Source organism: Actinomadura madurae, assembly GCF_047130825.1.
GTDB lineage: Bacteria > Actinomycetota > Actinomycetes > Streptosporangiales > Streptosporangiaceae > Spirillospora > Spirillospora madurae.
This window is the reverse complement of sequence record NZ_CP083237.1, coordinates 5,669,423-5,690,826: the sequence shown is the minus strand read 5'-3', so window position 1 is coordinate 5,690,826 and position 21,404 is coordinate 5,669,423. Positions and strand designations below refer to the sequence as shown.

The 21,404-nt window shown below is 71.6% G+C and carries 14 protein-coding genes; 9 read left to right on the top strand and 5 right to left on the bottom strand.

The window, feature by feature from the left end:
- Positions 1-3: 3 nt before the first annotated feature.
- From K8Z49_RS25645 to K8Z49_RS25625, 5 genes are read left to right on the top strand one after another with little or no spacing between them, the layout of a single operon-like run.
- On the top strand, positions 4-576 hold the full coding sequence (locus K8Z49_RS25645) for a flavodoxin family protein (protein WP_024934388.1): 573 nt from the start codon (positions 4-6) through the stop codon (positions 574-576).
- Between the two features lie 14 nt (positions 577-590).
- Positions 591-1,715: an FAD-dependent monooxygenase gene (locus K8Z49_RS25640; RefSeq protein WP_111830655.1), complete on the top strand. Its 1,125-nt coding sequence runs from the start codon at positions 591-593 to the stop codon at positions 1,713-1,715.
- Between the two features lie 27 nt (positions 1,716-1,742).
- Positions 1,743-4,607, top strand: a complete 2,865-nt coding sequence (locus tag K8Z49_RS25635; RefSeq protein ID WP_021591148.1) for a cytochrome P450 — start codon at positions 1,743-1,745, stop codon at positions 4,605-4,607.
- Positions 4,604-5,554 carry a PDR/VanB family oxidoreductase gene (locus K8Z49_RS25630; RefSeq protein ID WP_412515420.1) on the top strand — a complete coding sequence of 317 codons (951 nt, stop codon included), beginning with the start codon at positions 4,604-4,606 and terminating at the stop codon, positions 5,552-5,554. The genes K8Z49_RS25635 and K8Z49_RS25630 overlap by 4 nt, the downstream gene beginning before the upstream one ends.
- Positions 5,555-5,607: 53 nt before the next feature.
- Positions 5,608-6,954, top strand: a complete 1,347-nt coding sequence (locus tag K8Z49_RS25625) for an MFS transporter (protein WP_024934387.1) — start codon at positions 5,608-5,610, stop codon at positions 6,952-6,954.
- A 15-nt stretch (positions 6,955-6,969) separates the two neighbouring features.
- Here the strand turns inward: K8Z49_RS25625 and K8Z49_RS25620 are convergent, their stop codons facing one another.
- The 5 genes from K8Z49_RS25620 to K8Z49_RS25600 form a co-directional block, all read right to left on the bottom strand.
- Complete coding sequence (locus tag K8Z49_RS25620) at positions 6,970-10,062, bottom strand: AfsR/SARP family transcriptional regulator (protein ID WP_412521163.1); 3,093 nt, start codon at positions 10,060-10,062, stop codon at positions 6,970-6,972.
- 170 nt (positions 10,063-10,232) lie between these two features.
- Positions 10,233-10,493, bottom strand: coding sequence for a DNA-binding response regulator (locus tag K8Z49_RS25615; RefSeq protein ID WP_111830652.1), 261 nt, complete (start codon positions 10,491-10,493; stop codon positions 10,233-10,235).
- A 323-nt stretch (positions 10,494-10,816) separates the two neighbouring features.
- Positions 10,817-13,924 carry a BTAD domain-containing putative transcriptional regulator gene (locus K8Z49_RS25610; protein ID WP_412515419.1) on the bottom strand — a complete coding sequence of 1,036 codons (3,108 nt, stop codon included), beginning with the start codon at positions 13,922-13,924 and terminating at the stop codon, positions 10,817-10,819.
- A gap of 156 nt (positions 13,925-14,080) precedes the next feature.
- Positions 14,081-16,558, bottom strand: coding sequence for a peptidase domain-containing ABC transporter (locus tag K8Z49_RS25605; protein WP_412515418.1), 2,478 nt, complete (start codon positions 16,556-16,558; stop codon positions 14,081-14,083).
- A 12-nt stretch (positions 16,559-16,570) separates the two neighbouring features.
- Positions 16,571-17,833, bottom strand: coding sequence for a condensation domain-containing protein (locus K8Z49_RS25600; protein WP_412515417.1), 1,263 nt, complete (start codon positions 17,831-17,833; stop codon positions 16,571-16,573).
- A 207-nt stretch (positions 17,834-18,040) separates the two neighbouring features.
- Here K8Z49_RS25600 and K8Z49_RS25595 point away from each other — a divergent pair, with 207 nt between their 5' ends.
- The 4 genes from K8Z49_RS25595 (at position 18,041) to K8Z49_RS25580 (ending at position 21,369) form a co-directional block, all read left to right on the top strand.
- Entirely contained in the window at positions 18,041-18,859 is an 819-nt protein-coding gene (locus tag K8Z49_RS25595) for a GNAT family N-acetyltransferase (RefSeq protein WP_412515416.1), read from the top strand.
- Positions 18,856-19,827, top strand: a complete 972-nt coding sequence (locus K8Z49_RS25590) for a hypothetical protein (protein WP_111830650.1) — start codon at positions 18,856-18,858, stop codon at positions 19,825-19,827. Before K8Z49_RS25595 ends, K8Z49_RS25590 begins: the two co-directional genes overlap by 4 nt.
- Before the next feature lie 63 nt (positions 19,828-19,890).
- Positions 19,891-20,013, top strand: coding sequence for a hypothetical protein (locus K8Z49_RS25585; RefSeq protein WP_021591137.1), 123 nt, complete (start codon positions 19,891-19,893; stop codon positions 20,011-20,013).
- Positions 20,014-20,091: 78 nt separating this feature from the next.
- Complete coding sequence (locus K8Z49_RS25580) at positions 20,092-21,369, top strand: amidohydrolase family protein (RefSeq protein ID WP_412515415.1); 1,278 nt, start codon at positions 20,092-20,094, stop codon at positions 21,367-21,369.
- Positions 21,370-21,404 lie beyond the last annotated feature (35 nt).

The window sequence follows — 21,404 nt, the reverse complement described above, 5'->3', positions numbered from 1 at the left end:
GACGTGGGCTCCATCGGAGTCGTCTACGACAGCGGCTACGGCCATACCGCCGCGCAGGCCAGGGCGGTCGGAGAGGGCGCCGCCTCGGTCCCGGGCGCCGAGGTCGCGCTGTACTTCGCCGAGGAGGTCGCCGCCGACCCCGGCCGGCTCGACCGCTGCGACGCGCTGATCTTCGGCACCCCGACCTACATGGGCAGCGGCTCGGCGGTGTTCAAGACGTTCATGGAGGCCAGCGCGAAGATCTGGCTGGACCAGGGCTGGAAGGGCAAGCTCGCCGCGGGGTTCACCAACTCCAGCGGCCACTCCGGGGACAAGCTCAACACCCTCACCCAGCTCTGGCTCTTCGCCATGCAGCACGGGATGGTCTGGGTCGGGCTCGGCCTGCTGGACGGCAACGGGCGCAGCACCGGGTCGGACTCCGCGCTGAACCGCCTCGGCGCCTACGCCGGAGCCATGGCGCAGTCCAACTCGGACCAGGGTCTGGAAGGCATGCGGGACAGCGACCTGCGAACGGCGTCGGCACTGGGCGAGCGCGTCGCGCGCTACGCCGCATCGTGGCGGGAGGGCGGACGGTGAACCCGGGAAGGCCGATGAGGATCCTGGTGGTCGGCGGCGGGCCCGCGGGCCTGTTCTTCTCGATCATCGCCAAGCGAGCGGTCCCGGCCGCCGCGATCCACGTCAGGGAGCGGAACCCGCAAGGGGTGACGTACGGCTGGGGCGTGTCGATCAGCGAGAGCGCGGCCGACGCGCTCCGGCCCGCCGCGCCGGACGTGATCGAGGCGTTCACCACCGACACCCGCCACGATCGGATGGTCCTCAGCCTGGACGGCGTCGACGTGCCGGTCCAGGTCGGCCGCAGCCACCTCAACGCCCGCTGGTCGCTCCTGGCCACGCTGGAGAGGTTCGCCCTCGCGGCCGGGGTGACGATCGAGCACGAGCGCGACACGGCCGTGACCGAGGACGACCTGGCCGACTGGGATCTCGTGATCGGCGCCGACGGCGTCAACAGCCGGACCCGCGAGCGCTTCGCCGAGCATTTCCTGCCCAGCGTCGAGCTCGGCGGCAACTGGCTGGCCTGGTACGGCACCCCCAAGCCCTACCCGCCGTCGATCATCCTCAAGAACAGCGAGTACGGGACGCTGATGGTCCACGCGTCCCGGTTCTCATCCGACATGAGCAACTTCACGGTCGAGGTCGGCCAGGAGACGTTCGACCGGCTCGGGTTCGCCGACATGACCGAGGACGAGTCCCGGGAGCTGTGCGAGCGGCTCTTCGCCGACGCGCTGGACGGCGCGCCACTGCGGAGCGACCACTCCCCGTGGTTCCAGACGAAGTTCGTCAGCTGCGCACGGTGGTCCCACCGCAACCTCGTGCTGATCGGGGACGCCCTGCACACCGTCCACCCGTCGATCGGGTCGGGCACCCGGTTCGCGATGCGCGACGCCGTCTACCTCACGCAGGCGCTGGCCGGCGCGGGATGGGACGTCGAGACCGGGCTCAAGGAGTTCGAACGGGTGCGCAAGCCCGTCGCGGACGCCTTCCAGACCGCCGCCAAGCGGAGCATCGCCTGGTACGAGGGGCTCCCTTCCCGCACCGTCACCCACCCCACGAAGTTCGCGCTCGAATACCTGATGCGCACGGGCCGGGTCTCCTACCGGGACTTCCGGCGGGAGAACCGAGAGGTCGTCCTCGGCTATGAGCGCGACCTGCGCTGACCACGCCCGGCGCCGCAAAGGAGAGACATGATGAGGCTTGCTTCCGACCATTCCGAGAAGATCGTCCTCTATCCGGCCGAGGAGCAGGCCCGCTACGTCCGCGAAGGCCTGTGGGAATCGCCCACCATCGCCGAGCACCTGCACCTCATGGCGCGGGAACACGGCGACCGGGACGCGCTGGTCTGCGGCGACGCCCGGCTGACCTTCGCGGAGCTGGACCGCGTCACCGACCGGCGCGCCGCGGGGCTCCATCGGCTCGGGCTGGAACCGGGCGGAGCGGTCCTGCTCCAGGTGCACAACACCGTCAACACCGTGATCGCCTGGTACGCGCTGCTCAAGGCCGGACTCGTGCCCGTGTGCACGCTGCCGCTGCACCGCGGGCACGAGATCGGCGAGATCGCGCGGCAGACCCGCCCGGTCGCGCACCTGGTCGCGGCCCGCGATCCCCGCTTCGACCTCGTCGGCTTCGCCTTCAGGCAGGCCGAGGCGGCCGGCGTGGAGCGCACGGTCCTGGTCTCGGACGGCCGGGCCGACGACCCCCGGGCCGTCGAACTGGACGGGCTGGGGGACGACATCGACGGCTCCGAAGCCCGCCGGACCGTCGAGGGCATCCAGGCCGGGCTCGGCATGCAGTCGCTCGCGGTGTTCCAGCTCTCCGGCGGCACCACCGGAGTGCCCAAGGTGATCCCGTGCCTCCAGGCCCCCTACTGGCACTACGGTGCGAGCCTCGCCCGCGCCATGGGATGGGGGCCCGGGGACCGCGTCGCGTACATGATGCCGATCGTGCACAACGCGGGCGTCATCATCGGTCTGCAAGGCCCGCACAGCGTGGGGGCGACCCTCGTCCTCGGAGTGCCCGACGCCTCGGCCGCGCTCGACCTCGTCGTCCGGAACGGGGCGACGGACGTCCTGCTCGGTCCGTTCGCCTTCGACCTGGCCCTGGACCCGGACCTGGCCGCCGCCACCACGCTGCGGCGGGTGCTGTTCAGCGGCAAGAAGGTACCCGGCCGGCACATGGCGGCGCTGGAGGCGCGGGGGATCTGGGGCGGGCAGATCTTCGGGATGAGCGAGGGACTCTGCCTCACCACCCCGCCCGGCTTCCCGCCCGAGGCCCGCGCGGCGAGCGTCGGGGTGCCGATCTCGCCCGCGGACGAGATCCGGCTGTACGAGCCCGGGACCGAGAAGGAGGTCGCGCCCGGCGAGGTGGGCGAGCTCTGCGCCCGGGGCCCGTACACCCTGCACGGCTACTACGACGCGGCCGAGCATGACCGGCGGGCCTTCACCGCCGACGGCTTCTACCGCACCGGTGACCTCATGGCGGAGCGGACGATCGCCGGCGTCCGGTGCTACACCGTCGAGGGGCGGGTCAAGAACATGATCAGCCGCGGCGGAGAGAAGATCAACACCGAGGAGATCGAGCTCCTCCTCGGCTCCCACGACGCGATCGCCGAGGCCGCCCTGGTGGCGATGCCGGACGAACGACTGGGCGAGCGGGCCTGCGCCTTCGTCGTGACCCGGGACGGCCGCGAGATCGACCTCGCGGAGGTCCGCGCCCACTTCGAACTCCTCGAAGTCGCGAAGTACAAGTGGCCGGAGCGGATCGTCGTGCTGCCCGAGATGCCGCGGGTCAGCCAGGTCGGCAAGATCGACCGCCGCCGCCTGCGGGAGATCGCCGAAACGCTCGGGAGCGAGCGGGGAGGAGCCGTCATGACCACCGGGGATCCCGCCTTCGACCACCTCGACAGGACCCTGTCCGCCGAGGACGTCCGCCGGGCTCACGCGGAGATGCGCGAAGCCTGCCCCGTCGTGCACAGCGACCGGCACGGCGGATTCGACTTCCTGACCCGCTACGGCGACGTCCGCGCCGCGCTGACCGACACGGGGTCGTTCTCCTCGGCGGACGGTGTGCACATCCCGCCCAGCCGGCTGCTGCCGCCGGTCCCCGCACTGGAGTTCGACGAGCCCGAGCACGCCCAGTGGCGCAGGGTCCTCGACGGTCCGCTGACCCCGCGCGCCGTGCGGGCCTTCGAACCGGTCATCACCGAGATCGTCGACCTGCTGATCGACGATTTCGCGACCGCCGGCCAGGCCGACCTGGTCTGCCGGCTGACCGAGCCGCTGCCCGCCATCGTGATCGGGCGGATGATCGGCCTCGACCAGGCCGAGGCGGTGCGCGCCCGCGGCATCGCGGCGGCGCTGTTCGCCGCCATGGGCACGGACGAGTTCCCGGCACGGTTCGCGGAGTTCTCCGAGCACACCCGGCGCTGGCTGGCCGACCGGCGCGAGAACCCCCGCGACGACATGCTCACCGAGATGGCCGGTGGTGTGGTGCAGGGCAAGGAGATCGACGAGGCCGGCGCCACCGGGCTGCTGCTGGCGTACATCGTCGGCGGCCACCATTCGACGGGCTCGGCCCTCGGCGGTCTCATCCGGCACGTGCTGACCGTCCCGGGCCTGCGCGACGGCCTCCTCGCCGACCGGCGCGGGCTGCCGCGCGTGATCGAGGAGAGCCTGCGGCTGACCACGCCCCTGCAGCTGTTCGCGCGCACGCTCCGCTGCCCGGTCCGGGTCGGCGACCGGGACCTCGCCGAGGGCGGTCGCGTCCTGCTCGACCTCGCGGCCGCCAACAGGGATCCGCGGGAATTCGGCGACCCGGAGGAGTTCGACCCGCGCCGAACCCGGAACCGGCACGTCAGCTTCGGGGCCGGACCCCACGTCTGCCAAGGCCAGCACCTCGCCCGAGCCGAACTCCGGATCACCCTCACCCGCCTCCTCGACCGGCTGCCGGACCTCCGCCTCGACGGGGAGCCGGTCGAGACCGGGCTGGTCGGCGGATCCCTGATGACCCACGCCGCGCTGCCCGTGGCCTTCACGCCGGAAAACGCCGGATGAGCGGTTCGAGCGAGTTCCGCCTCGCCGTCGGCAGGCGAACGACCGTCGCGCTCGGCGTGGTCGAGTTCGAACTGCACCCGGTCGACGGCGATGAGCTGCCGTCATGGCGTCCCGGCGCGCACATCGACGTCGTGACGGGGACCGGGATCGTCCGCCAGTACTCGCTGTGCGGTGACCCCGGCGATCGCACGAGCTACAGGATCGCCGTCCTGCGGCAGGACGGCGGCCGGGGCGGATCGGCGTGGCTGCACGAGCGGCTCCATGAAGGCGACCGGATCGCCGTCAGCAGCCCCCGCAACCACTTCCCCCTGGAGGCGGGCACCCGCTACGTGTTCCTGGCGGGCGGGATCGGGATCACACCGCTGCTGACCATGATCCGCAGGGTGGCCGCGGACGGTGCCGACTGGTCACTGCACTACGGCGGCAGGACGCGGGCGTCCATGGCCTACGCCGACGACCTCCGGGCCATCGGCGCGAGCCGGGTGCGCCTGCACCCCTTCGACGAGTGCGGTCTGATCGACCTCGACTCCGCGCTCGCGGACGCGGGACCGGAGACCTCCGTCTACTGCTGCGGACCGGAGCCGCTGATCCGCGCGGCCGAATCGATGTGCGCGCGCCGCGGGACGCGGTTGCGAACGGAACGGTTCTCGCCGAAGGAGATCGACTCCTCGCGGTCCGACGCGCCGTTCACGGTGCGCATCGCCTCGACCGGGGCCGAGCTGGTGGTGCCCGCCGGCCGGTCGATCGTCGACGTGCTGCTGGAGGCGGACGTCGACGTGCTCACCTCGTGCGAGGAAGGCACCTGCGGCACCTGCGAGACGGCCGTGCTGGACGGCCGTCCGGACCACCGCGACTCCGTGTTGACCGAGGAAGAGCAGGCGGCGGGCGACCGGATCCTGCTCTGCGTCTCGCGGTCTCGCACACCCCGGCTCGTACTCGACCTCTGACCGACGCGCCGACCGGGGCGAGGCGCGGCCATCACATCTCCGAGAGGACAACCATGTCCCACCCCAGTTCTTCAGGCGGGCCGACCCGTCCCTGGCGCGTGGCCGTGGCCGGGCTGATCGGCACGACCATCGAGTGGTACGACTTCTTCATCTACGCCCTCGCGGCGACGCTCGTCTTCGCCCCGCAGTTCTTCCCCAGTGCCTCGACCCTGGCCAGCAACCTGGCCGCGCTGTCGACCTTCGCCATCGGCTTCGTCGCCCGACCGGTCGGCGGCGCGCTCATCGGCCACTTCGGGGACCGGGTGGGACGCAAGCGCATGCTCGTGCTGTCCCTCCTCGTCATGGGCGTCGGCACCGCCCTCATCGGGCTGCTGCCGACCTATGCCACGATCGGCGTCGCCGCCCCGATCGTGCTCGTCCTGGTCCGCCTCGCCCAGGGACTCGCCGTCGGCGGTGAATGGGGCGGTGCGACCCTGCTCGCCCTTGAGCACGCCCGCACCCCCGCCCAGCGCACCCTGTTCAGCTCGCTGCCGCAGGTCGGGCTGCCGCTCGGCGTCGTCCTGTCAAGCCTCGCCTTCCTGCTGGTCCGGCTCGGCTTCGGAGACGCCGGGTTCGTCGACTGGGGATGGCGCATCCCCTTCCTGGCCAGTGCCGTGCTGGTCGCCGTCGGTCTCGTGATCAGGCTCAAGCTGGACGAGAGCCCCGAGTTCGAGCACGCCCGCCGACGGCGCACCGTGCGCCGGGCGCCGATCATCGACGTGCTGCGCGCCCCACGGATCTGGGTGCCCGCTTCCGGCATCACCATCGGCAGCTCCACGCTGGGGAACCTCCTGCTCGCCTTCATGCTGAGCCACGCCTCCCGAGCGCAGTTGTTCAGCGCGTCGACGATGCTCACGGTCACGATCGTGGCGGCTCTCCTCTGGAGCGCGACCCTGCCTCTCGCGGCCCTGCTCGCCGGTCGCGTCGGACGCAAGCGCCTCCTCATCTCGGGGAGCGTGTGCCTGATCGTCTGGGCGTACCCCTACTTCGCGTTGGTGGAGTCCCAGTCCCGCGCGGCTCTGTTCATCGGGACCATCGTCGCCGCGCTGTGCATCGCCGTGGTCACGGGCCCGTACGGCGCCTACCTCAGCGAGGCGTTCCCCACCGAGATCCGGTACAGCGGCGCGTCGGTCGCCTACGGCATCGGCGGCGTGCTCGGCGGCGCGATCGCGCCCATCGTCGCCACCCTGCTCGTCACCTCGACCGGCGGTCTCGTCGCCGTCGCGGGCTATGTCGCCCTCGCGTCCCTGGTCAGCCTGGTCGCCGTGCTGACCCTCCGCAGCCCGCACCCGGAGGAGTGGGCGGCCCGGGGACGCGTCGGTCCCGCCGCCGGCGCGGTCCAGGACAAGGCGGAAGCGTAGATCCCGGCACCCGGCCTAGGACCGTCGGCCGTTCGCTTCACGCGTGAGCCGGCCGTCCAGTGTTCTCACGCCGTCGTCGTGGGAGATCTCGCGGAACAGTTCGCGGGCTTCCAGCCAGACGGTCCTGGCCGTCCGGTGGTCGCCGGCGGCGTCGTGGGCGTCGCCGAGGACGCTGAGCGTTCGTGCCAGGTAGGGGATCGAGCCGCGGGTCCGCCAGACCCGGACCGAGCGTTCGAGGGTGGCGATGGCGGCGGGCGGGTCGCCTTCGGCCAGGTCCAGCTGCCCGAGAACGCTCAGCGCGTCGGCGAGATGATGACCGAAGTTGCCGTGCTCGCTGTGGGCCAGCGTCAGTTCGGCGGTCGCCCTGGCCCGTTCGTCGCCCGTCGCGGCGAACAGCTTCGAGAGGTAGAGCAGCGAGAACGTCTCGTGATAGCGGTAGTTCAGCCGCCGCGCCATGTCCAAGGAGCGTTCCAGCAGTTCCCGGCCGCCCTCGATGTCACCGCAGAACGCTTTCGCCGCGCCGAGGAACTGGGTGATCGTCGTGGTGTAGTGGGCGTTGCCGAGCGCCTCGGCGACCTTCGTCGCCTGTTCCAGGACCGCGTGCGCCGCCTGGGGGTCGTCCTCGCCGTGGATGATCGCCATCACGTGGTAGGCCCGCGCCTGGCCGCCGAGGTAATCCGCGTCGGCCGCCGTCCGCAGAGCGCTTTCCGCCAGGGCGAGCGCCTGGGCACCACCGTTGCCGTCGGCCGTCAGGCTCCAGGCCAGGGTCGCCAGGGCGTCGGAGATCCCGATCGGATCATTCAGCGCGGTGGACAGGTCGAGGAGCTGCGAAGCGCCGTCCCTCATCCGTGTCATCGCGGGTCCGGGGCCCGCCGGGGCCGTCCAGGTGGTGACCTCCAGAAGACCGCGCATCAGCACGGCCTCGCCGAGCTTGTCGCCGGTTTCGCGGCAGAGCGCGAGCGCCTGTTCGTGCATGCGCTGCCAGCCGTCGTACAGGCCCCGCACGTTGAGGTAGGTCTCGGTGGATCCTGCGAGGTCCCAGGCGAGCTGGGTCAGGCGTGCCTCGCACGCTTGGGCGACCCCCGCCATCAGGGCGGTGTGCTCCGCACCGAACCAGGCCATCGGGTCGGCCAGCAGCGGGCCGGAGACCGCCGCGGGCGGCCGCCAGCGCGGCGCGCGGCCGTGCCTGATCGCGTAGCAGGGGCCCGGGACGTGCTCGGTCGCGGCCTCCGCCAGCGCGAGCCATGCGCCGAGGGCCCGCTGGACCGCCGCCCGGCGCTCGGGTTCGGGGTCCTCGCGCAGCGCCCGCTCACGCGCGTACAACCGGATCAGGTCGTGGAACCGGTACCTCAGCCCGCCGGTCTCGTCCGTCCCGGTGAGGGTCAGCAGATGAGCGTCGACCAGGGTTTCGACCTCGTGTTCCGCCTGCCGCACCGGGACGTCGAGGAGGGCGGCGACCGCCCAGGACGCGAAGTCGGGCGCGTCGAGCAGCCCGGCCAGCCGGAAGGCCCGTTGCGCGCTCGCGGGAAGCGTCCGGTAGCTCATCTCGAATCCCGCGCGGATGTCGAGGTCGCCCGCCACCAGTTCGTCCAGGCGGTGCCGTTCCTCCCCGAGGACGTCGGTGAGGTAGGACAGGCTCCACTGCCGCCTGCTCAGGAGCCTGGCCGCGGAGATGCGCACCGCGAGCGGGACCCGGCCGCACAACCGGGTGATCTCCAGGGCCGCCTCCGGGTCGGCCCGGACGCGTTCGTCGCCGACGATCCTGCTCAGCAGGTCCATTGCCTGGGCGGACGGCAGGACGTCGAGTTCCAGCAGGTGCGCGCCTTCGAGGCCGACCAGCCGGACGCGTCCGGTGAGGAGGACGGCGGTGCCGGGGGAGCCGGGCAGCAGTGGCCGTACTTGTTCCTCCCCGGCGACGTTGTCGAGCAGGATGAGGATTTTTCGTCCGGCCAGGCGGCTGCGGTAGAGCGCTACGCGTTCTTCGAGGGATTCGGGGATGCCGGTGGCGCTGAAGCCCAGTGCGAACAGGAACCGGCTGAGCACGTCTTCTGGGCGGGCCGGGTCGGCGGAGGCGCCGCGCAGGTCCACATAGAGCTGGCCGTCGGGAAACCGGTCCGCGATGCGGTGCGCGACGTGCACGGCGAGCGTGGTCTTACCGAGGCCGCCCAGACCGGCGATGCTGGCCATGGCGACGGTGCTCGGCCGCGGCTCGGTGAGGACTTTGGTGAGGTCGGCCACCTCGCGGTCCCTGCCGGTGAAATCCGCGATGTCCGGCGGCAACTCGGCAGGGGCGGGGTTCGCTTGAGGTTCACGGTAGGCCCGCGGGGCCTCCGCCGGTCTGGACGCGTCCGGCCCCACCGGGGAGCCCGTGATCGTCGCCGTGACGCTGGGAACGACATCGAGCGAGGGGTCCTGAGTGAGGATTCTCTGATGTATTTCGTGCAGCTCGTCGGCCGGGTCCAGACCGGTCTCTTCCATCAGGGTCTTGCGGGCACGCCTGTATTCGGCGAGGGCGTCCGCGCGCCGGCCACAGCGATACAGCGCCAGCATCAGCTGCGCATGCAGCCGCTCGCGGAGTGGGTACTCGCGGGTGAGCGCGGTCAGCTCGCCCACCAGCTCGGCGTGGCGTCCCAGCTCCAGGTCCACGGCGATCCGCGATTGCAGGGCCGACAGGCGGACCTCGTCCAGCCGCGCGGCCGCCACGGCCAGCGCCGGCACATCGGTCATGCCCGCGAACGCGGGTCCGCGCCAGAGACTCAGCGCTTCGCGCAGATGGTGGGCCGCCTTCTCCGGCTCACCGGCCGTCTCCGCGGCGCGCCCTGAGCCGGCCAGATCCTCGAACCTCGCCGCGTCCAGTTCGTCCCGGACCAGCGATACCAGATAGCCGGGACCCTGCCGCACGACGCGCGCCGGATCGCCCAGTCGCCGCCGGAGCCGATGCACGTAGGTCTGCACATTCTTGCCGGCGCTCTTCGGAGGAGCGTCCCCCCATAGTGCCCCGATCAGTTGATCTTCCGGGACAGGGGTGCCCGCATGGCACAGCAGAACCGCTAACAGCACCCGCGCCTTGGGCGTGCCGAGATCGAGTCGCTCACCCTCGCGCCACACCGTCAGCGGCCCTAGTATCCCGAAATTCACCGTGCTCCCTTGCGTGGACGCACTATAAACCCGGTCGGGCTGATCTTGGTGAGTATAACGGCGGAATATTCTCGGTATACGCTGCGGGCGTCGCATGCGGGCGGGGCCGCCCGGCTACGCGGGGACCAGGGCCGGTGACCTCAGCGGGCTTCGTCCCGGGCGAAACAGTTCTGGCAGCCGCGGCGTACCAGCTCCACCCCGCCCTGGAACCTCGTGGCGACGTTCAGATGGTCGAGGAGCTCCGCCACGCGCCGGCTGAAGGTCCGGGGCGAGATCCCGAGCCGCTTGCTGGCCGCCTCGTCCGTCTGGCCCGACAGCAGGGCCTCGACGATCGGGAGCAGATGGCGGGGCGCGTCCGGCGCGAGCAGTTCCCGGACGTCGCGGCCGGACCGGCAGGGCACCGCCGCACCGGGCGCGAGCCTGGCGACCGCCGCCCTCTTCCCATTCCGTGCCGCGCCATGTGTGCCGTCGGGACGCTTGTCCCACCCCGGTACCGGGCAAATAGAGTCGGACGAGCCCGGTGCCGCCTTGTGATGGATACCTGAATGCGGTGTCATTCTTGCCCAGCCTCCCGTGCGGTCTGCCGTTTCAGTCGAGCAGACCGAACTGCACTTCCGATATCGCCGCGACCACTTATCAATGGCGCTACTTGATCAGTGGAGGTGATGCTAGCGACGCCCCACTTACGTATCGCTAACCTCGAAGCAGGGTGAGGTATACGGAACTATGACTGCCGGCAATCTTCACGCGCGAGCCGGTCGTCCAGCGTTCTCACGCCGTCGTCGTGGGAGATCTCGTGGAACAGTTCGCGGGCTTCCAGCCAGACGGTCCTGGCCGTGCGGTGGTCGCCGGCGGCGTCGTGGGCGTCGCCGAGAGCGCGGAGCGTTCGTGCCAGGTAGGGGATCCAGCCGCGGGTCCGCCAGACCTGGACCGAGCGTTGGAGGGTGGCGATGGCGGCGGGCGGGTCGCCTTCGGCCAGGTTCAGCTGCCCGAGAACGCTCAGCGCGTCGGCGAGGAAATGGCCGAAGTTGCCGTGCTCGCTGTGGGTCAGCGTCAGATCGAGAGTTGCCCTGGCCCGATCGTCGCCTGTCGCGGCGAACAGCTTCGAGAGGTAGAGCAGCGAGAACGTCTCCAGGTACCGGTCGTTCAACCGCCGTGCCATCGCCAGGGACTCTTCCAGCAGTTTCTCGCCGACGGCGATGTCACCGCAGAACGCTTTCGCCGCGCCGAGGAACTGGATCACCGTCGTGGTGTAGCGGGCGTTGCCGAGCGCTTCGGCGACCTTCATCGCCTGTTCCAGAACAACGACCGCGCCTTGGGGGTCTTCCTCGCCGTGGACGACCGCCATCACGTGGTAGGCCCGCGCCTGCCCGCCGAGGTAGTCCGCGTCGACCGACAGCCGCAGGGCGCGCTCGGCGAGGGCGAGGGCCTGCGCGCCGTTCCCGTCGGCCGTCATGCCCCAGGCCAGGCTGACGGTGGCGTCGGACATCCCGACCGGATCGTCCAGCCGGGTGAACCGGTCGAGGAGTTCGGACGCCGAGACCCGCATCCGCGTCATCGCGGGTCCGGGCCCCGCCGGGGCCGTCCAGGTGGTGACCTCCAGAAGACCGCGCATCAGCACGGCCTCGCCGAGCTTGTCGCCGGTTTCGCGGCAGAGCGCGAGCGCCTGTTCATGCATGCGCTGCCAGCCGTCGTACAGGCCGCGCACGTTCAGGTACTTCTCCATGGACCCCGCGAGGTCCCACGCGAGTTGGGGCAGCCGGCCCTCGCACGCTTGCGCCACTCCGGCGACCAGTGCGGCGTGCTCCGCGCCGAACCAGGCCATCGGGTCGGCCAGCAGCGGGCCGGAGACCGCCGCGGGCGGCCGCCAGCGCGGCGCCCGGCCGTGCATGATCGCGTAGCAGGGGCCCGGGACGTGCTCCGCCGCGACCTCCGCCAGCGCCAGCCACGCCCCCAGGGCCCGCTGGACCGCCGCCCGGCGCTCGGGTTCGGGGTCCTCGCGCAGCGCCCGCTCACGCGCGTACAACCGGACCAGGTCGTGGAACTTGTACCGGAACGCGCCTGTTTCGTCCGTCCCGATGAGATTCAGCAGATGAGCGTCGACCAGGATCTCGATCTGACGTGCGGCCTGCCGCACGTCGACGTCGAGGAGGGCCGCCACCGCCCAGGACGCGAAGTCGGGCGCGTCGAGCAGCCCGGCCAGCCGGAAGGCCCGTTGCGCGCTCGCGGGAAGCGTCCGGTAGCTCATCTCGAACCCGGCCCGGACGTCGTGGTCGCCCGCCACCAGTTCGTCCAGCCGGTGCCGCTCCTCCCCGAGGACGCCCGCGAGGCGGGACAGGCTCCACTGCCGCCTGCCCAGGAGCCTGGCCGCGGAGATGCGCACCGCGAGCGGGACCCGGCCGCACAAGCGTGTGATCTCCAGAGCCGCGTCCAGGTCGTCGCTGACGCGCTCCGTGCCGATGATTTTGGTCAGCAGCTCCATGGCCTGGGCGGACGGCAGGACGTCGAGTTCCAGCAGGTGAGTGCCCTCAAGGCCGACCAGCCGGACGCGCCCGGTGAGGAGGACGGCCGTGCCGGGGGAGCCAGGCAGGAGCGGCCGCACCTGTTCCTCCCCGGCGACGTTGTCGAGCAGGATGAGAATCCTGCGTCCGGCCAGGCAGCTGCGGTAGAGCGCCACGCGTTCTTCGAGGGACTCGGGGATGCCGGTGGCACTGACGCCCAGCGCGAACAGGAACCGGCTGAGCACGTCCTCCGGTCGGGCCGGATCGGCGGAGGCGCCGCGCAGGTCCACGTAGAGCTGGCCGTCGGGAAAGCGATCGGCGATCCGGTGCGCGACGTGCACGGCGAGCGTGGTCTTACCGAACCCGCCCAGACCGGCGATGCTGGCCATGGCGACGGTACCCGGCCGAGGCTCGGTGAGGACCTGGGTGAGGTCGGCCACCTCGCGGTCCCTGCCGGTGAAATCCGCGATGTCCGGCGGCAACTCGGCGGGAATGAGGGTCGCCTGCGGCTCGGGCGTCGTGGCTGCCTGCGGCTCGGGCGTCGGAGCCGTGGCGAGGACGGGACGGTCGGCCGACAGCGCGCGCATGTGCGCGCGTTGCACCTTCTCGCTCGGCTCGATGCCCAGTTCGTCCGACAGTCGCGCGGCGAGTTCATGGTAGGCGCGCTGAGCCTCCGCCGGCCTGTCGGCGTCCAGGAGGAGCTCGATGAGCGCGGCGTGGAGCGGTTCGTCGTAGGGGCGCTCGCGCGCCAGCCGCCGCACCGCCCTGACCGCGTTCCCCGGCGTCGCGGTCCGCCTGGCGGTCGTGGCGAGGTCGAGGGCCGCCTGGCCGATCTCCTCTTCGAGCGAGCGGACGAGGGGGTCGGAACGGCTGATCCTCGTCACGCCGGAGAGCAGCGGTCCGCTCCGTTCCCGGAAGGCGTCGGACAGGGCCCGGAAGCGCTCATCCGGTCCGGCCGCCGCGCGCGCCCGGGTGAGGGACGACAGGAACCGGCCGAGGTCCGACCGCTCGGGCGGGCAGCGCAGCAGGTACCCGTCGGCATGGCTGATCGAGGGCGGCTCCGCCGTGCCGTCGAACCGGGCGAGCCATTTGCGCAGGCGCGAGACGGCGACGTGAACCGATGCGCGACTGCCCTCGCGGACCTGGTCCGCCCACACCAGATCCATGAGCCGGTCCACGGTCAGCGGTTCGCCGCGCGCGATGATCAGCGTTCCCAGCAGCCCCTGGAGAACGGCGGAGGCGGGCGCCGTGACGCGGGACGCGCCGAGCCGGACCTCCAGGCCCCCGAAAACCCGGAAACTCGAACTCTCGGTGAGCGTCTCGTCTGCCATGGAGCGGCCTGCCACTGTCCGATACCCGGCCGGTTGCGATCTCGGGGTGAAGCTAGCACGGCGTCACGCCGAGACGAGGACCCCGTGCAACGTTCCAGGATCGATCCGGTGTCCACGGCGATCGTGGACGCGCCGGCCCGTGGGTGCGACTGGCGGTCAGGTCGCTCGATCGGCTTGGAACCACCCATTGGACAGGTGCTCTCGCGGGGGAGGACCCGGTGGCGGCGCCTGGGCCGCGGTGCTCGGGCCGCCCGTGACCCCCGAGGCCGCCATCAGGTCGCGGTAGGGGCCGGGCCGCATGCTGAGCCGGCCGTGGTCGCCCCGCTGCACGATGCGCCCGCCGCCGAAGACGCAGACCTCATCGGCCTCGGCCGCGACGGCGGGCCGGTGGGTGATGACGAGGAGCGTGCAGTCCAGCCGGCGGATGTTCGAGATCACCTTCGCCTCGGTCACCCGGTCCAGGGCGCTGGTCGCCTCGTCGAGGATGAGGATCCGCGGCCGGCGGACGAGGGCGCGGGCCAGGGCGATCCGCTGCCGCTGGCCGCCGGACAGGCCGGTGCCGCCCGAGCCGAGCAGGGTCTCGTAGCCCATCGGCAGCGCGGCGATCTCGTCGTGGATCTGGGCGATGGCGGCGGCGCGGACGTGGTCGCAGGTGTGCCCGTCCGCCGCGGCGGCGCCCATCGTGATGTTGTCGCGGATCGAGCCGGCGAAGATGCGGGCGTCCTGGTTGACGAACGAGATCGCCCGCCGCAGGGAGGCGCGGTCGATGTGGTCGAAGGGCGTCCCGCCGATCAGGACCCGTCCCGCATCGGGCCGGTACAGCCCCGAAAGGATCATGGCCAGGGTCGACTTGCCGCATCCGGAGGCGCCCAGGAACGCCACGAAGCCCCCGGCGGGGACGGTCAGGTCGATGCCCGACAGGGCCGGGGCCGCGGCGCCCGGATACTGGAACCACGCCCCCCTGACCGCCAGGTCCCCGCCGGTGTCGAAGCGGGCCGTGGCCGTCCGTCCGGGCTCGTCGGGCTCGGCGTCCAGGATGTCGCCGAGCCGGGTGAGGGGGGCCTTCAGCGTGGCCACCTGGAACCCCGCCTGCACCAGGCTGGTCAACGGGATGAAGACGCCCATGGACAGGGAGGTGAAGGCGGTCATCTCGCCGAGCCCGAGCTCCCCCGCGCTCACCTTGACGGCACCGGTGACCAGCACCAGCAGGGGGGCCATGAACTGGATGGACGCGACGAGCGAGGAGAACAGGGTGAAATGGCGGCGCCGCCTGGTCCCGGCGTTGATCTCCTCCATCAGGGAGTGGGTCCACCGGCCGCCCATCGCCTCGTCCAGGCCGGCGGCCTTCACGGTGCCGATGCCTTCGAGGAGTTCGTTCAGCGTGCTGTTGGAGTGCGCCTGGCATTCCAGTTCGTCGGCGGCCAGGTACACCTGCGAGCGCCACGCCAGCGACAGGAGCCCGATCTGGATCGCCGCCAGCAGCGAGATCCACATCGCGATCTGCGGTTCCACCACGAAGAAGGCGGCGAGATAGCAGCCGACCAGGATCCCGTCGAAGGCCGCCGAGAGCATGGAGGCGGTCAGCACCTGCCGGACCGACGTGCTGGTCCGCACCCGCAGTGCCAGATCGCCCGGCGCGCGCCGCCCGAAGAAGCCGAAGGGAAGCGCGAGGAGCCGGTTGAAGACGCCCAGGGTCACCCGTTTCTCCGCCGCCGCCTGGAGTTCCAGGATGAGGGTGCCGCGGAGCAACTGGAGGAGGAAGAAGCACAGGGCGGACAGCGCCGTGGCCGAAACGGCGCGCACGGGCGTCAGCTCGCCCCCGAGACCGCGGTGGTCCACGGCGTAGGCGATGGCCAGCGGCGTCAGCAGGCCGAACACGAGGATGGCCAGGGACGCCGCCGCCAGGGCCGGCCATTTCCTCGACCGGGGAAAGAAGTAGGCGAGGTGCCGCCAGGGGCTGCGGGGCCGCCCGGCGCTCCTCCGCGGGCGGGCCGAGCGCAGGGGAGCGTCGAACTCGACCGCCACGCCGGTGAAGAGCCGGTCGACGTCCTCGACGCGCAGCCGCCGCCGGCCGTAGGCGGGGTCGACGATGTAGACGTGCCGGCGCGTGGCGCGGTCGAGGACCACGAAGTGGTTGAACTTCCAGAAGAGGATGGAGCCGGACGGCAGGTTCCGCAGCCCCTCCAGGGACGTCCGCACCCCCCTGCCGGGCAGTCCGTACTTGCGGGCCGCCGTCAGCAGGGAGCGGGCCGACACGCCGTCCCGCCCGCAGTCGGTGTCCTGCCGCAGCTGTTCGAGGTCGACCTCGATGCCGTGGTGCCCCAGCGCCATCATCAGGCTGACCGGTCCGCAGTCGCTCAACTGCGACTGGAGCCGGACGGGGACCGGGCGCCGCCTTCGTGCCCGGAGTCTCAGGCCCACGCCCCCCGCCGGCCATGACGGCCGCGGGAACCCGCCCGCCTCGATGGGCGGGCCCAGTTCGCGGTCGGCCGACGCGGCCCGACGCGCCTCCTCCCGGAAACGCGACGGTCCCGGCGCGCGCCCGTTACCGGACGAGGGCTCGGGCCGGCTTCCGGCCCCGTCGCCGGTCTCACGCGGGCGTGCGAAGAAGTCGAACGACGACTGACCCGGCACTCTTCCTCTTCCTCACCGGCCCGGAACCGATGTCAGGCTCGTCCTGAGCACGCCGGACAGGTCCTCCGCGGCGTCCGCCGAGAACAGGCCGGAGGCGAACACCGCCTGGGCGTGGAGGACGTCGCGGTAACTGAAGATCCGCAGCCCGACGCCCGACGCCTCGTAGTCGACCCGGGGCCGGTAGTCGGTGCCGCCGAGCCGTGCGAGCTCGGGGCCGTCCGGGCCGGTCATCCTCCGGTAGTTGACCGACAGGTCGGTCGGGTGCTCCTCGTCCCAGGCGCGGTCCCGCCGGTACCGGACCGCGGCGCGCAGTACCGCGGTCCCGACCGCGGCGACGAAACCGCGCCCTGCGCCGGCGTCCCGCGGTCTCTCGACGACCACGGGGACCTCCACGACGTACATGCCGACGGTCTCGCGCTCCGCGGGGCCGCGAAGGTCGACCGGGACGGCCACGGCGATCCGGTCCTGTCGGGTGAACCGGAAGACGGTCCTGGCGAAGGCGGCCAGGACCCAGGTGAACTCCGTGCACGTGTGCAGGCCGGCCTGCTCCCTGAGCGCCGCCAGCTCGGTCCCGGCGAGCGAGAAGGAGGACTGCCTGGTCCGGCCGCCCCGCTCGTGCGGGCCGGGAGGCGGCACGTCGAACCGGGTGGGCGACGGCAGGCCCGAGGGGACCCGCCCGGCGGTGCGCCGGAGGCCGTCGCCGCGTGGGGCGGCTCCCCGGACGACCGAGTCGGCGTATCTCCGGCCGGCCGGCCCGCGGGGGGCGCGGCCCGCCAGGGTGTCCGCGTAGGTGCGCATGAGGTCGCGGACGAGTATCCCGGCCCCGATCCCGTCGACCGCCATGTGGGAGAGGCCGACCATCAGCGCGTGGACCGTCGGGCTGTAACGGAAGAGCCCGAAGCTGAACGGGTAGCCGCCGGCGTCCCACTCCCGGCGGTACCGCTGGACCATGAGGTGCCGGAGATAGCGGCCGAACTGGTCCTCCGAGCGGGCGAGGACGTTCTGCACGGTGATCAGTCCGGCCCGGGGAGGCAGCCCCCTGACCCGCTGGCGCGGCTCACTTCCGGGTCGCTCCACTATTTCGATGCGCAGCGCCTCGTGCCGCGACACCAGGATCTCGACGCTGTCGGTGAATTTGTCGACGTCCAGCTCGCCCGGAATCCGGAAGCAGGACCAGATCGCCATGCGCAGTGCGGGGTTCTCGCGCGTCACCTTGAAGTGCTGCAACTGGCCCAAAGTGAGCGGAAGTTCTGTGGTCTCCGCCGAACCCGTCATTCCCCGGCTCCTCGGATCAGGCATCAAGCGGTGCCGTGAGCGGGCGGCACGAAAGAAAGGTGTCCGTCCTTTCGTGCCGCCCGGCCCGTCACGTCTTGTCGTAGGGCACGACGACGTCGCTGCCGCCGACGACGTCGTCGAGTTCTTCGTCGGCAAGAGCGGTGATGTCGACCGTCTCGGCTTCCTTCTTCTCATTCTTGCTCATGGATGGCACCTCCTTCCCCGCAGGACTCACATGGGCAGGAACGTAAGCGATGGGCGGGCCGGACAACACCTCTCGAATGGATGGTGGCGAGAACTAGCCAGGCACCTTCCGGCGGCCATGTGCGGGCCGTTACGTTGGCGAAGCGGTTAGGCACCGGAAGGTTGGGACCACGCATGCCCAATAAGTACTCGGTAACGCTGACTCCGGTGACGGAGGACGACTACGAACTCCTTTCCCAATGGACCTCATCGGATACCTGGGTCTATGCCTCCGGTATTCAGGGCCATACCAGCGCGGCCGACCTGAAGGCATTTCTGGCCCGGGTCGACGACAAGTTCCTGATCGTGTGCACACCCGACGGCCAGCCGCTCGGCATGGTCAGCTGGAAGCCGACCGACACGCCGGGGAACTATGTCGTCGGGACGATGATCGGCGACGCCGGCATGTGGGGCGCCGGCTTCGGGCTGGAGGCGACGATCCTGCTCGTCGGGATGCTCTTCGACTCGAAGAACGCGCACCGGGTGGAGTTCACCTGCGGGACCTTCAACCGGCGGGCGGTGGAGAACTTCTGCGCCGGAATGATCACCGTGGAAGGCGTGCTCAGAGACCGCTACTTCGTCGACGGGGCCTATCACGACGCCCTGATCGGCTCCGTGCTCAGGGACGAGTACTACGCGCTGCGCCGGCCATCGGAGATCGTTCCCGCCGCGGACAAGGACGCGGCCCGGCGGCTCGTCGCCGACTTCCTCGAAAAGAACCCCATCGTGCCGCGCGACGTCCCGGCGGCCGCTCCCACTGCGACGGAGGGACAGCGCGCATGACGACGACCACCGCACGCGACGGCCTGCTCAGGCAGCTCTTCCCCGAGGGCGGGATCGTCGCCGTGGCCGACGACGCCGAGCTGGGACGGGCCGCGGCCGAGCGGGGGCTGACGTACGTCCCCCTGGACCGGGCCGAGGAGCTGCCCGCGGGCGCGAGCGTCGTCCTCCTCCTCCAGCACCACATGGTCAGCAAGCGGATCAGGCTCGTGTTCAGGCACCACAGCGTGCTGGTGGTGCCAATCGCCAGCTTCGACGGCTCGCCCGGCGCCGCCCGCTACACGCTGGAGATGGCCCTGCGGACGGACTGGGTCCGGGCCGCGGACACGGCGTCCTCCTGGATCGGGAAGCTGAGGGAGGGCGCCGAGCAGGTGGTGTTCGGCCCCGAGGTGGCCGGGACGGGCGCCGGGGACGGGGACGACACGCGGCTCGTGTGCTCGCTGGGCGGCGCCCTGACCGTGGACGCGTGGCCGCGCGCGGCGATCGGGCCCGGCGACTGGGTGAGCGTGGGGAGCTGCTGCGAGCTGTCCATCACCAAGCGGCCCGGGCAGTCCGGTGCGGACACCTTCAGCATGGACGGGACCGCGATCGCCTCCGGCGTCCTGGCGGCGCGCGATCCCCGGTGCACCGAGGCCGGGCGGGAGCGGTTCGAGACGGCCCGGAGACTGCGCGCGGAGATGGCCGGGCTCGGCGCGGTCCGGCTGGAGATGACGGACAACGTGCTGACCCGCGTCACCGCGGGCGGCCGGGATTTCACCCGGGACCTGCTCGGCGCCACCAACCCCGACCACGGCCTCCAGGCCCTCGAACTCGGCATCGGCACCAACCTCGGAGTGCTGCCCGCGGTCGACTGGCGGGTGAACTCGCAGCTCAACGAGGGCGCCGGCGTCCTGCACATCGGGTTCGGAGAGGGGATCACGGGTGCGCACATGGACTTCGTCGTCCCCCACTGCGAGCACCACTTCCGCTGAGACTCCGGGCCGTGCGGCGCACGGCCCGGGCTGTGTCCGGCCGGCATCGAGAGGAGGTGTGACATGCGGGAGGTCAACGTTCAGTCCCAGTCCTGGAGCGTCGTCGACGACGACCTCGCCGCCGACGAGGCGGAGGAGTTCGACGAGACCGAGGGCGCGTACAGCTTCAGCTATGCGCGCGTCTGATCGGTAGCGGCCCGGTGACGGGGGGCGGGTCCCCTCCGGCCCCCCGTCAGCGGGTTTCTGCCGAAGGAAGGAACGACCATGGGCGACCACAGCCGCCACGTCATCATCTCCGCGGACTGCCACGGGGGCGCCGACCTCATGCGGTACCGGGACTACCTGGACCCCGCCTTCGCCGACGACTTCGACCGCTGGGCGGCGGAGTTCACCGTCCCCTACGAGGACATGAAGGGCCCCGGCGCCTCCCGCAACTGGGACTCCGCGCGGCGGGCGGCCGAGCTGGAGGCGGACGGGATCGTGGCCGAGGTCATCTATCCCAACACCGTGCCGCCGTTCTTCTCCACGTCGTCGCTGGCCAGCAGCCAGGACGGGGTGGCGGGCGCCGAAGGCCTGCGGCGCCGGTGGGCCGGGCTCCGGGCCCACAACCGGTGGCTGGCGGAGTTCTGCCGGGACCTTCCGGGCCGGCGGGCGGGCGTCTTCCAGATCCTCCTGCACGACGTCGACGCGGCGATCGCCGAGGTGCGGTGGGCGCACGGGGCCGGCCTCACCGGCGGTGTGCTGCTGCCGGGCACCCCTCCCGGCGCCGGTGTGCCACCGCTGTACCACCCCTCGTACGACCGGCTGTGGAACGTCTGCGAGGAGCTCCAGGTCCCGGTGAACTGCCACGGCGGCGGGGCGGGCCCGAGGCTCGGCGACTCGCCCGTCGACGACATGTTCTTCCTGCTCGACCTGCGCTGGTGGGACATCAGCCGGTTCCGGCACCTGATCCTCGGCGGCGTCCTGGAGCGGCACCCCGGGCTGAAGGTCGTCTTCACCGAGTCCGGCATCGGCTGGATCCCCCGGGAGCTGCGCAAGCTGGACCAGCTGGTCGACTCCATGCGCTCCACGGGGGACGGCGAGGACATCGCCTACGACGCCGCGAGCGCGATCGACGGCCTGACCCTGCGGCCCAGCGAGTACTGGCACCGGCAGTGCTACGCGGGCGCCACCTTCGTCCACCCGACGGAGGTGGCGATCAGGGACAGGGTGGGCGTCGACAAGATCCTCTGGGGCAGCGACTACCCGCATCTGGAGGCCTCCTACCCGTTCTCCAAGGAGGCCGTGCGCACCGCCTTCCACGACGTCCCGGTCGCGGACGCCGAGCGGATGCTGGCCGGGAACGCGGCGCGGATGTACGGCTTCGACCTGGACCGCCTGCGCGCCGTCGCCGAGCGGGTCGGGCCGACCCGCGACGAGGTCGGCGCCGGGCTCGATCCGGCGACCCTGCCCCCGGAGGCGGCGGGCTGCCCCGCGTTCGCGGGCCTGGTCCCGGGCTCGGCGAAGGTCCGCATGGGGGACAACCGGGGGGCGGGCAAGTAGGCCCGGCGGGACGAGGAGGAGCGGGAGGAAGAGAA

Excerpts from the sequence above, each read along its gene's own strand:
- K8Z49_RS25640 (WP_111830655.1), top strand. The coding sequence starts at position 591 with ATGAGGATCCTGGTGGTCGGCGGCGGGCCCGCGGGCCTGTTCTTCTCG.
- K8Z49_RS25635 (WP_021591148.1), top strand. The coding sequence starts at position 1,743 with ATGATGAGGCTTGCTTCCGACCATTCCGAGAAGATCGTCCTCTATCCG.
- K8Z49_RS25630 (WP_412515420.1), top strand. The coding sequence starts at position 4,604 with ATGAGCGGTTCGAGCGAGTTCCGCCTCGCCGTCGGCAGGCGAACGACC.
- K8Z49_RS25625 (WP_024934387.1), top strand. The coding sequence starts at position 5,608 with ATGTCCCACCCCAGTTCTTCAGGCGGGCCGACCCGTCCCTGGCGCGTG.
- K8Z49_RS25610 (WP_412515419.1), bottom strand. The coding sequence starts at position 13,924 with ATGGCAGACGAGACGCTCACCGAGAGTTCGAGTTTCCGGGTTTTCGGG.
- K8Z49_RS25600 (WP_412515417.1), bottom strand. The coding sequence starts at position 17,833 with ATGACGGGTTCGGCGGAGACCACAGAACTTCCGCTCACTTTGGGCCAG.
- K8Z49_RS25595 (WP_412515416.1), top strand. The coding sequence starts at position 18,041 with ATGGCACCTCCTTCCCCGCAGGACTCACATGGGCAGGAACGTAAGCGA.
- K8Z49_RS25590 (WP_111830650.1), top strand. The coding sequence starts at position 18,856 with ATGACGACGACCACCGCACGCGACGGCCTGCTCAGGCAGCTCTTCCCC.
- K8Z49_RS25585 (WP_021591137.1), top strand. The coding sequence starts at position 19,891 with ATGCGGGAGGTCAACGTTCAGTCCCAGTCCTGGAGCGTCGTCGACGAC.
- K8Z49_RS25580 (WP_412515415.1), top strand. The coding sequence starts at position 20,092 with ATGGGCGACCACAGCCGCCACGTCATCATCTCCGCGGACTGCCACGGG.